This is a genomic window from Asticcacaulis sp. P2_C5, from assembly GCF_056404555.1.
In genome coordinates this window covers 324,127-334,822 of the sequence record NZ_JBFUDU010000005.1, presented here as the reverse complement: position 1 = coordinate 334,822, position 10,696 = coordinate 324,127, and the positions used below count along the sequence as shown (strand labels likewise).

At 57.7% G+C, this 10,696-nt stretch carries 9 protein-coding genes; 7 read left to right on the top strand and 2 right to left on the bottom strand.

Annotated features, from left to right (window positions below):
- The first annotated feature begins 28 nt into the window (after positions 1 to 28).
- The 3 genes from AC1DXO_RS11355 (at position 29) to AC1DXO_RS11345 (ending at position 3,242) form a co-directional block, all read left to right on the top strand.
- Positions 29 to 1,237 (top strand): LysR family transcriptional regulator, encoded by a 1,209-nt coding sequence (locus AC1DXO_RS11355; protein ID WP_476978254.1) that lies wholly within the window; start codon positions 29 to 31, stop codon positions 1,235 to 1,237.
- Between the two features lie 155 nt (positions 1,238 to 1,392).
- Entirely contained in the window at positions 1,393 to 2,295 is a 903-nt protein-coding gene (locus tag AC1DXO_RS11350) for a LysR family transcriptional regulator (protein WP_476978253.1), read from the top strand.
- Positions 2,296 to 2,405: 110 nt separating this feature from the next.
- Positions 2,406 to 3,242: an SDR family NAD(P)-dependent oxidoreductase gene (locus tag AC1DXO_RS11345; RefSeq protein WP_476978252.1), complete on the top strand. Its 837-nt coding sequence runs from the start codon at positions 2,406 to 2,408 to the stop codon at positions 3,240 to 3,242.
- A gap of 145 nt (positions 3,243 to 3,387) precedes the next feature.
- Here AC1DXO_RS11345 and pobA read toward each other — a convergent pair whose 3' ends face one another.
- Positions 3,388 to 4,557: a 4-hydroxybenzoate 3-monooxygenase gene (gene pobA / locus AC1DXO_RS11340; RefSeq protein WP_476978251.1), complete on the bottom strand. Its 1,170-nt coding sequence runs from the start codon at positions 4,555 to 4,557 to the stop codon at positions 3,388 to 3,390.
- Positions 4,558 to 4,624: 67 nt separating this feature from the next.
- Between pobA and AC1DXO_RS11335 the strand changes: the two genes are divergently transcribed.
- Both AC1DXO_RS11335 and AC1DXO_RS11330 read left to right on the top strand, forming a co-directional pair.
- Positions 4,625 to 5,554, top strand: coding sequence for a helix-turn-helix domain-containing protein (locus tag AC1DXO_RS11335; protein ID WP_476978311.1), 930 nt, complete (start codon positions 4,625 to 4,627; stop codon positions 5,552 to 5,554).
- A 160-nt stretch (positions 5,555 to 5,714) separates the two neighbouring features.
- Positions 5,715 to 6,515 carry a helix-turn-helix transcriptional regulator gene (locus AC1DXO_RS11330; RefSeq protein ID WP_476978250.1) on the top strand — a complete coding sequence of 267 codons (801 nt, stop codon included), beginning with the start codon at positions 5,715 to 5,717 and terminating at the stop codon, positions 6,513 to 6,515.
- 19 nt (positions 6,516 to 6,534) lie between these two features.
- Here AC1DXO_RS11330 and AC1DXO_RS11325 read toward each other — a convergent pair whose 3' ends face one another.
- Complete coding sequence (locus AC1DXO_RS11325) at positions 6,535 to 7,497, bottom strand: alpha/beta hydrolase (RefSeq protein WP_476978249.1); 963 nt, start codon at positions 7,495 to 7,497, stop codon at positions 6,535 to 6,537.
- A gap of 774 nt (positions 7,498 to 8,271) precedes the next feature.
- Between AC1DXO_RS11325 and AC1DXO_RS11320 the strand changes: the two genes are divergently transcribed.
- Both AC1DXO_RS11320 and AC1DXO_RS11315 read left to right on the top strand, forming a co-directional pair.
- Complete coding sequence (locus AC1DXO_RS11320; protein WP_476978248.1) at positions 8,272 to 9,504, top strand: AAA family ATPase; 1,233 nt, start codon at positions 8,272 to 8,274, stop codon at positions 9,502 to 9,504.
- Positions 9,501 to 10,064, top strand: coding sequence for an RloB domain-containing protein (locus AC1DXO_RS11315; RefSeq protein ID WP_476978247.1), 564 nt, complete (start codon positions 9,501 to 9,503; stop codon positions 10,062 to 10,064). Before AC1DXO_RS11320 ends, AC1DXO_RS11315 begins: the two co-directional genes overlap by 4 nt.
- Positions 10,065 to 10,696: the final 632 nt, after the last annotated feature.

Genomic DNA, 10,696 nt, shown 5'->3' with positions numbered 1-10,696 from the left:
GCTATAGGTTTTAGCTATCGGAGGCGAAATGATACCGAGTCTGAAACTGCGGCGCCTGCAAGCCGTTCTGGGCGTTTTTGAACAGGGCAGCGCGCTGAAAGCCGCTGGTTTCGTACACATGTCCCAGCCCGCGGTTGCCGATGCCGTTGCTGCGTGTGAGCACGACGTCGGCGTCGCTCTCTTTACGCGGTCTTCCCGTGGAATGACGCCGACGGAGGCCGGGAAGGTGCTTTGTGCGCGTATCGACTCGGCATTCGAGCATCTCAAGACGGCAGAGGCCGAGATCGCGCGACGTCGCGGAAAAGGCGCAGTTCCCCTCCACCGGCTGGTCACGGAAGGACAGTTGCGCGCCCTTTCGGCGATCGTTGGCGCCGGAGGCTATCATGCCGCGGCACGCCAGCTCGGCTTATCGCAACCTTCAGTCTACCGTGCGGCCCGTGAACTTGAGACGCTTTGTGGTATCCCCCTGTTTCGAAGGGACGGCGCCGGGATCGAGACGACGCATGAGGCCGTGGGTCTCGCGCGCCTGGGCGACCTTTGCTTCCGGGAACTCTCCAATGGTCTTGATGAAATCCGCGAACTGCAAGGCATTGTCGACGGCAGTTTGAATATCGGCGCCCTGCCGCTGGCGCGCGCCAAGTGGCTTCCCGATGGCCTGGCCCAGGTCCTGCGTACCTATCCGCTGGCGAGGGTTAGCGTGATGGACGGACCCTATGGCGAGCAGCTCAATGCCCTGCGCCACGGGCGCATCGATATGATCCTCGGCGCGTTGCGCGATCCGCCGGCAGGACAGGACATTGTCCAGGCGGAAATCTTCACGGACCCGTTTGTCATTGTCGTAAGGGCAAGCCATCCCTTCGCGCGCGGATTCGACAGTGATCGCGATAAGTTGTCGGCTGGCCAACTCGGGGAACTCGCGTGGGTGTTGCCGCGCCAGGGTACGCCCGGTCGGAATACCTTCGAGGCGTTTATGGCGGCCAAGGGTCTTGCACCACCGCGCTCGGTCGTCGAATGCAGTTCCTTTGTTACCACACGGTCGCTGATTTTACAGAGCAACCATGCGGCGCTCCTGTCGCGTCAGCAGGTCGAGGCGGACCTGCCGCAGAACCAGATCAAGATCATGGGGCCGCCCCTGACCGGGTCGTCGCGTCCAATCGGTATCACATTGCGTAAAGGCTTCCGGCCGACGGGTCTGCAACAGGCTTTTCTGGATCAGATCAGGTCGGTGTGGGCCTGAAGCGGATTCCGGGCGCTCGCGGACGGTCAGTCCGGCGCGGTGCATTTCGACTGGTGGACAAGCCAAAGTCGTGTCGCGATCGCGCATAAATAAAGGGAGACGGTTACTCTGATCGGCAGCTATAATCTGCATGAAGATATAAATAGGATTTATAAATGAGGAAGGGTGACTTCAGCGATCTGGCTGCGTTTATTGCCGTGGCCGAAGCCGGAAGCTTCACGCGCGCCGCCGCCAGGCTCGGCCTGTCCCAGGCGGCGCTCAGCTATGCCGTGCGTGGGCTGGAGGAGCGATTGGGCGTGCGTTTGATTGCGCGGACGACGCGTAGTTTGTCGATTACCGATGCCGGGGAAAAATTGCTCCACAGCCTGCGGCCTGCCTTCGACTTTATCGACAGTGAAATCGCGGCGATCGGTGCGCTTCGCGACAAGCCGGCTGGAACCGTTCGCATCACTACCTTCCGCCATGCCGCAAGGATAGTGCTCTGGCCGGCGCTCTCGAAATTGATGACGGAATATCCGGATATCGTTTTCGAGATCGACATCAATGAGGGGCTGACCGACATTGTCGCCGGACGCTTCGATGCGGGTATTCGCGTGGGAGAGCAGGTCGAGAAGGATATGATCGCCGTTCGGATCAGTCCGGATATCCGCATGGCCGTCGTGGGTTCACCAGCCTACTTTGCCACGCATAAGCCACCCGAAACGCCCCGTGAGCTCGGTGAGCACAACTGCGTAAGTTACCGGCAGATCACGGGGGGCGGCACCTATGCCTGGGAATTTGAGCGCGACGGCGTTGAGCTTGAGGTACGAGTCGGCGGTCACCTCATCATCAATGATAACGAGATGTTGGAAAATGCGGCCCTGGACGGGTTGGGATTGGCCTACACGTTCGAAAGTCAGATATCGAGGCATGTCGCCGAAGGGCGGCTGATCCGTGTGCTTGAAGACTGGTGTCCGCCGTTCTCAGGTTATCACCTCTACTATCCAAGCCGCCGACAGCACACTCCGGCCTTCTCAGTGTTGGTAGAAGCCCTTCGGTACAGGGGGTCGCCAGGATGACACCGATATTAGATTTATAAATCCCATTTATAACCACATGCGCATTACAACGTCTAATCCGCGCCTGTCCGCGGTGTTATCTTCGGCTTCATCGAAAGCAGGAGATAGATATGAGCAAGGTATGGTTCATTACGGGTGCGGGTAGTGGCATAGGCGCGGCCACGACCAGAGCGGCCTTGAAGGCCGGTGATCGTGTTGTCGCCACCGGGCGTAATCTTGATAAGTTGCACAATGCTCTGGGCGACGTAGCGGACAACAACCTGCTTTTGGTCCAACTGGATGTGACCAATGAAGTTCAGACGAAATCAGCCGTCGAGCAGGCACTAAAGGCGTTCGATCGCATCGATATTCTCGTCAACAACGCCGGCTACAGCCTGCTCGGCAATTTCGAAGAAACCGCAACGGCTGAAATCGAGGGGCTGCTGGCCACCAATCTGTGGGGTGTGATGCACATGATGCGCGCTGTGCTGCCGGTTATGCGCCAGCAGCGGTCGGGACGGATTATGAATATCAGCTCACTGGCCGGGATTGTTGGTTTCAAACATTGCGGAGCGTACAGCGCGACGAAGTTTGCGGTCGAAGGCCTGTCGGCATCGGTGGCTCAGGAAGTCGAACACTTCGGCATAAAGGTAACGGTCGTGGCCCCCGGTTTCTTCCGGACCGATCTTCTCGACGCCCGGAACGCCAGGTATTCAGCCAGCACGATTGCCGACTACGCGGCCGAAGGCACAGCGGAGGCCATGTGGTCGGGCTATGACGGCGTCCAGCCAGGCGACCCGGCGAAACTCGCCGTAGCTCTTGTGAAGATCGCCTCGATGGAAAAGCCGCCGCATCAGTTCCTTGCCGGCAGCGATGCTTTGGCTGTTGCCAAGCCGGCTCTGGAGGCACGATTGGACGAAATTAGGGCGTTCGAGGACCTGACGACATCAACAGACGGCGCGTTTTGATCCCCTGGCAACAAGCCATACGCATCTACTCATTAAGCACATTTGTAATCGTCACCGCCCTTACGTTCGATGTCGGCGCCCATGCCCAAGATGCCCAACCCGCGGCAACGTGATCGTCAGCTTGCCCAGGTTCAGGCCTCACCCATCAATACGGCAATCCGATGTAGTTTTCGGCAATGGCGATTTGCGCTGAGCGGCTGGAGCGAATGTAACTGAGTTCAGCCTGTTGCATCCGCCGATCGAAGGGGCCCATGTCGGGAAAGCGATGGGTTAATAGTGTCATCGACCATGAAAAACGCTCGGCCTTCCAGATCCGGCCAAGGGCTCGCGCCTCATAGCCGTTCAATCCGGATTCATCGCCTGCCTTGATGTGCTGGCTCAGCGCCGACGCCAGATAAAACACATCCGAGGCGGCCAGGTTGAGACCCTTGGCGCCGGTCGGGGGTACGATATGCGCGGCGTCGCCACACAGGAAAAGCCGCCCATGGCGCATCGCCTCGCAGACGAACGAACGCAGCGGCGCGATCGATTTCTCTAAGGACGGACCGCGCACAATTCGCTGGCGATCTTCGTCGCCCAGGCGTGTCTCGAGCTCTGCCCATATTCTGTCATCGGGCCAATCCTCGATTTGCTCCGTCAGCGCGCACTGAATATAATAACGGCTGCGTGTCGCCGACCGCATCGACGCCAGCGCAAAACCACGCTCATGGTTTGAATAGATCAGTTCATGATCCATGGGCGGGACGTCTGCCAGGATTCCCAGCCAGCCGAACGGGTAGACTTTTTCAAACGTCCGGATGTTTGCGTCCGGGATCTTGCTCCGTGAAACGCCGCGGAAGCCATCGCAACCAGCAACGAAACTGCAATCGACGCGGTGGTCTACCCCATCCAGCGTGTAGGTAACGAAGGGCGCCGATGTGGCCAGGTCATGCAGATCGACCTTGTCAGCCCCGAAAACGAGCGGAATGCCGCGCGCTTCGCAGGCGTCCATGAGGTCGATGGTAATTTCCGTCTGGCCGTACACCATGACATCCCGGCCGACGAGGTCGTGCAGATCTATGCGAAAAGCATCGCCGTTGTCCAAAAGCGTAAAGCCCTGGTGAGGCAGGCCCAGGCGGTCCATTCGGGCGCTTACGCCGATGCGCCGCAAAACTTCCACAGTTCCTTGTTCGAGAACGCCCGCACGAATACGGCCTTCGGTATAGGCGCGTGTCTGCCGCTCCAGAACAATGCAGGAAATACCCTCGACGTGGAGCAGGTGCGACAGGATCAGCCCTGACACGCCCCCGCCAATGATCGCAACCGTCGTCTTCAATCTGCTATCCCCAGAGCTGTTCTTGATTTGCGTTGTCGAACAATGACCTGACGGCGCCTTGCCGACCATGGACGATCACTGTATAAACTTGGACAAAAACAGGAATTATTGCGGCATGCCCGTCAGATCCGCCATCGCCCCCAGTTTCTATCTGTACGGAGAACCGTCCCGCCACGTCGATCCGCAATTTCTCCACCTGGAGACCATATCGGAGAGAAGCGGGCCCGCTGGCGGCAGCATAAAACCGCATTCTCATGCCGAGCTGAACCATATTTTTCTGTTCGAAACGGGAACGGGCGACGTGCTGGCGGACGGTAACAAGTTGCACTTTTCTGGGCCGCACCTGCTATTTATGCCGCAACGGACAATCCATGGCTTTGCCTTTGACGCCACGGTATCAGGTTATGTTCTCACCCTTGCCGGCCCCTATCTGCGCAACCTGACGCAAAGAGGGGTGGAGTTCGGCGGCTATGGCAGGCCAGTTGAGTTGCTGGACCTGTCCGGACGCGGCCGCCTCAATGGCCTGCGTCATTGGATTCTGCGTCTGAAGAAAGAACTGGCGTGGCAGGCCCCTGCCCAGTTGGCGGCCATCGAGGCCAATCTTATCGGGTTGCTGGTCGATCTGCACCGATTGTCAACCAGCCAAAACCGTCCCGATATCCAGGCGCCGCACCTGAAACTTATGGCGCAATTTCACACCCTTATCGAGGCGCACTACCGGGAGTCCTTAAGCCTTTCGGCCTATCTTGCCCGCCTCAAGGTCACGGAGTCGCAGCTTCGTTATGCCTGCGAACGCGCTGGTGAAGGCGCACCGGCCCAGGCGGTCCAGAAGCGGCGCCTTATAGAGGCGCGCAGGCTGCTGATCTATTCCGACATGACCATAGCTGAGTGTTGCGCATCCCTGGGCTTCGAAGATCCCGCCTACTTCTCAAGGACCTTCACAAAATCCGCAGGCATGTCTCCGCGCGCCTACAGACTGGCGCATCGCCAGGGCTGACAGCTACGGTCCGAAACGCGCGTTCAGTATTGGTCATCTTTCGCGCGGTTTGGTATTGTAGGCCTAGGTGGTATGCCGTTTTTCGCCGCGGTAGTTTAAACCGGTGGGTCGCAAGAACTTGGGGAATTGACACCCTGTCGTTCGCTGTGGGTCGAGTTGCATGGACTTTCGTCGTTCTGAGTTGAAGGCATTCCTGCGTGCCCGCCGCGCGGTGTTAAAGCCGGAAGATTTCGGCCTGCCGCGTGGAACGCGGCGCTTGGCGTCAGGTCTGAGACGCGAAGAACTGGCCGCCATCGCCGGTGTTGGTCTCACCTGGTATACGTGGCTGGAACAGGGCCGCGAAATTATGCCCTCCGCGGAAACCTTGCACCGAATCAGCAAGGCCCTGCGGTTAAGCGACACGGATGAGGCCCATCTGTTCTTGCTTGCCGGTCTGCCGCGTGACGTCAAGTATGTCGCACCGCGCGAGGTCCCGTTGGCGATCGACCGCGTCTTGTCGACGTTTCAAGGTCCGGCCGTCGTGCTTGATCCCATGTTTAACCTTGTCGCATGGAATGGGTTGGCGGGACGACTTTACAATTTCGAGGACGCCGTGGAGCCCTTTCCGGGGAACCAGCTCTGGCAGTTTTTCATCAATCCCGCACGGCGCGCGCTCTATCCCGACTATGAAAGTGTCGGCGCCGCATTTGTTGCCCTGTTCAGGTCGGCCGCGATCGACGTTACACTGCCGCAATACCAGCACTTGATCGAGGCGCTTCAGAGTGCGAGTTCGAAGTTCCAGGAATTGTGGAATATGCAGTCAACCACGGCCATAGCGCCTCAGACCGTCCGGATCACACATCCGGAATTCGGCGATATCGAGGTTTATTCGGTCAGGAGTATCCTTCCCACGCTCGGACAAAGCCTGCTGTTCCTGCTGGCCCCTGCCAATGAGGAAACCGCGAAGGCGTTCGGACTTTGATTGCCTCATAAAGGACCGTTCACGACAGGTAGCGCCGGAAATGCCTGTCAATGGCTTCAACTGCCTCCGCAACGTGCTGCGGTCCATCATAAAAATCGAAATGATATCCCGTGGTCCAGTGAAGCGCTTTGGGACCCGCGAGCAGATCATGGACCTTCCGGGCTTGCTGAGGCAGGGCACAGCCGTCACTGTGCACGATCAGGGTTGGCGCCCTCACTCTGGCCGCGTGTGAGACCGGATCGAAGTCGAGCCATGGCTCCCAACCCATGACGGCAAAGGCATTGCGCCATTCAAGCACGCCCCCGCCACGGCGCTTATCCATATAGTATTCATTAGGACCTGGATGCGCGGCGGATAGATCAACGTCGGAATAGGCCGGAATCAGCGGATTAATTCCGGATCGTAAATACGCATCACGTGCGCGCCGGGCGGAACGACGCCTGTCCTCGACGGCCTCGGCGCCCTTGTAGATGCTGGCGGTAATCGCCGGTTCCGCGAAATGGCTGGCTACGCATGCTACCGCCCCGAGGCGATTGTCCCGGGCGGCCGCATAGAGAACCGTGCCACCGGACGTACAGACGCCTACACCGCCAATCTGGTCCACCGACACATCCCGACGCGCCATCAACCATGATATCGAGGATGCCCAGTCGACGGCCTTCGCTTCCGGATCCTCATATTGTCGCAACTCTCCCCCACTTTCGCCATAATTGCGATAATCTATGGACAGGGCAATATAGCCGCGTTTTGCCAACTCAGCGGCATAGACACCTCCCATCTGTTCCTTGACGGCCGTCAATGAGCCGCCGAGAACCACGGCCGGCCATTTGCGGTCGATGCGGTAATCAGGCGGCGTGAACAGGCTGCCCACAATGAAGCTGTCCTCGGATTGGAATCTGACCTTTTGCTGTGCGCTCTCGTTTTGAAAGTGAGTCATCGGCAAGGCTCCATAGGAAAGGCCAGGCGCGGCGATTGCGGCCATGGCGAAACCGGTTGCGAAAGTCCTGCGATCGAGATGCTGAGTGCATGTGATCATGAAATCGAACTCCGGTGCCCGGGCTTTGTTTCGCGAACATAGACCAGCCTCTGCGCGCGATGGCATGGGTCGCAGCCTCACGATCGGTCGGCGCGACGACGCCCGCTTCGGGAAGTGCTCCCAAGCGAATTTAAACCTTCTGAATCTCGACGGAAGGGCCTAGCTTCTCATAGTAGTCCAACTACCTGGACTTTTCCGAAAAGCCGCCGGCTAGGGGGTCGCTTGCGGATCGCAGTTAAAGGCTGCCTGCCAACTTCTATCAGATACCGGTCGTCGAAATGCGTATACCGCGCCGTGCTGTCGAGACCGGCATGACCAAGCAATCGCTGAATCGTTGGGAGGGGCAGGGATTTGCGTGCAGTCGAGGCTGGCATAGCTGTGACGGATATGGTGTCTTCGGACCCGGCCGAGCTTCGCGTCCGGTCGGACAGGGCACGGGCGTCCGGTGAAACAGCACCCCGGCTAGCCTGCACGCTGGATGAACGGCATACGGACATAGAATAATTGCGGACCGGTCACCAACGTCCGATCGGTTTTTGAATTTTTGTCGCACCGCTGCCGATTGCCTGAAGAATCGCAGATGGATGTCGGTCAGGAGCCCCGGGAAGGAGGGCGACTTTTTCCGAGCAACGGCGCCATGACCTCTTGAATATATCTATATTCTTGCCATTTTAACAAAAATATGTGATTTTGTGGTTTATAGGCCAAGGAAGGTTTGCCATGCTTTATCGACTTGAGATCGAAAATTTCTTTTCGATTCGGGACCGTCAGGTCATTGATCTGTCGATTCCCTCAAATGTTTTCGACCCTGACAGTCGGTATTCCCCGATTTTCGACGGCAGCGATATTCGCGCTCCTAAAATCGTCGCGATCTATGGCGCAAATGCGTCGGGCAAGACGACCATTCTGAAAGCCCTGCAATTCATTGCCGCCTTCATTCGCGACAGTGCGCAAGCCAAGGCATTTGTATCGCCCCTGGAGCGGTTCAACGACGAAGAGTCGATGAACCGGCCGATCCGTCTTGCCATCGAACTCGGCGGGATTATGGATTACAACCAGTCGATCGACGCCGACCACAAGGAAGGCGTGCCCGTCGTCTTCGGCACCTGGCGCTACGAACTAGAAATCGAAGTCAAGGATGGCACCTTTACCCGCGTTCTCACCGAAGCTATTCGCCAAAGGCCACTTGGCAAAGGCAAATGGCAGCGCGTCTTTGAACGAGAGGCTTCGGGGGACGTGCTCGGTTCAACCAGCTTCAAGATTACTGGCTACAATCACCTTTTGACGACGCTGAGGCCGACGGAATCCGTTATTGCCGGATTTGCCTATTTCAAACACCCGACGGCTTTGCTCTACATGGACCTGGCGCATCGGGTTCTCGGAAACCTCTTAGGCAACCACTCTCCAGCGAACGACGGCTTTCTCATCAGATTTCTCGTTGAGAACCCGAACTTCCTGACAAGCTTGAACCGCGACCTGAGCCGAATTGACGTTGGGGTCGAAGAGCTGCGCTTTGTGGACTCCCCCGGTGGCCCTCAACCTATGTTCAAACATAGCGGTTTGCACCAGGAAATGCCATGGGCCTTGGAAAGCCAGGGCACACACGCCTTTATCCGGCTGTTTCCGGTCCTGGCGCTCACGCTCGAACGGGGAGGCATCGCGCTTATCGATGAATTCGATACGCTCATACATCCATTGATCTTACCCGAATTGCTCCGCTGGTTCTACGATCAGGCTGATCGCAATCCTTTGGACGGTCAGCTCTGGCTAAGTTGTCATTCGGCGACCCTGTTGGAGGAACTCGCCAAGGAAGAGGTTGTCATCACCGAAAAGGACAGGATGGGGCGAACTACCATATTCAGCCTCATGGATATCAAATCGGTCCGGCGGGACGATAACCTCTACAAAAAATACCTGGGAGGGGCATATGGCGGCGTGCCGATGATCGGATGAAGGTGCGCATTGGTCACATTCCGCCCCGAACGCGCTTTTTCGTCGGGTGCGAAGGGGAGTCTGAACAGTCATACGTGCAGGTCCTTCAGGGACTATGTGATGATGCCGGCTTGCACGTACACCTTCTCACTGAACTCCTGGGCGCCGGCGACGCCTTAAAGCGACTGGAAACGGCTGAACGCCGTTTGCCCCACCTGATCAAGCGTGGCCGATTCGAGGCGAAGTTCGCCCTCCTCGACACCGATCAGCTGCGCCTCAGCGCGGAAAATGCTGCGCAGGCGTCTGCCCTTGCGCAAAAGTTGGGAATAACGGTCATCTGGCAAAGGCCCTGCCACGAAGGACTGCTGGCGAAACACTTTGTAGGTGCGAATAAACAACCGCAAACCGCCGGCGACGCCATGGTGCATCTGCACGAGTTTTGGCCCGAATACGAGAAAGCCATGACCGCCCAAAAGGTGGCTTCACGGATCGATCTGGCGGCGGCTCGCCAAGGTGCCGCGCAGATCGCCGGACTTCGAAGCCTTCTGATCACTATCGGTCTCATTGTACCTCAGGAATGACCCATGGTTCTCACACCGGAAGAAAAAGAAGAGCTGGACCGCTCGTATGTGCACACAGGGCCTGACATGACGCACACGAAAAGGATCAAATTGCCGCGGAAGCCGAGGTGAAAATGTCCAGAGAAAATGTCCGGATTGGGCCAACTCCGGAAGAGATCTGTCGGTCTCGCGCACCCTCGATGCAATCCTAACTTCCAGCCGCGCCGATATAGGCCGTGCCATTGCCATTAACGACTCGGGCGCCAAATGATAAGTCCGTTCGCGGCGTTTTTGTCCGTGTGCCTCTCGGAGTCGCCCTTACGGCAAGTTCGAGTCGACACCGCTGGTTTTCGGCCGTAAACCATTGCAGTAAAGAGGAATTTTGACTTTCGAGTTTCGCTTAACCGGACAGTAGTGTGGACTTTTCCGAAAAGCCGCCGGCCAGGGCGTAAGGTGTGCAATAAAAACAGACTTGTTCGCGCACATTATCTGTTACGCTCGGTCATTGTTTAAGGCTGGAAATTCAATACTTTGCGCGAGCCGGCAGGCGCTTGACCCGTTACGGACCGGATCAAATCCACCATTCAAAGTCAAGAAATCATGTCTTGTTCAGCGCTGGCGACAAAATGACCGCATGAACACCCGGATTCTCT

Coding starts and splice junctions, on each gene's coding strand:
- AC1DXO_RS11355 (WP_476978254.1), top strand. CDS start 29: ATGATACCGAGTCTGAAACTGCGGCGCCTGCAAGCCGTTCTGGGCGTT.
- AC1DXO_RS11350 (WP_476978253.1), top strand. CDS start 1,393: ATGAGGAAGGGTGACTTCAGCGATCTGGCTGCGTTTATTGCCGTGGCC.
- AC1DXO_RS11345 (WP_476978252.1), top strand. CDS start 2,406: ATGAGCAAGGTATGGTTCATTACGGGTGCGGGTAGTGGCATAGGCGCG.
- AC1DXO_RS11335 (WP_476978311.1), top strand. CDS start 4,625: ATGGACGATCACTGTATAAACTTGGACAAAAACAGGAATTATTGCGGC.
- AC1DXO_RS11330 (WP_476978250.1), top strand. CDS start 5,715: ATGGACTTTCGTCGTTCTGAGTTGAAGGCATTCCTGCGTGCCCGCCGC.
- AC1DXO_RS11325 (WP_476978249.1), bottom strand. CDS start 7,497: ATGGCCGCAATCGCCGCGCCTGGCCTTTCCTATGGAGCCTTGCCGATG.
- AC1DXO_RS11320 (WP_476978248.1), top strand. CDS start 8,272: ATGCTTTATCGACTTGAGATCGAAAATTTCTTTTCGATTCGGGACCGT.
- AC1DXO_RS11315 (WP_476978247.1), top strand. CDS start 9,501: ATGAAGGTGCGCATTGGTCACATTCCGCCCCGAACGCGCTTTTTCGTC.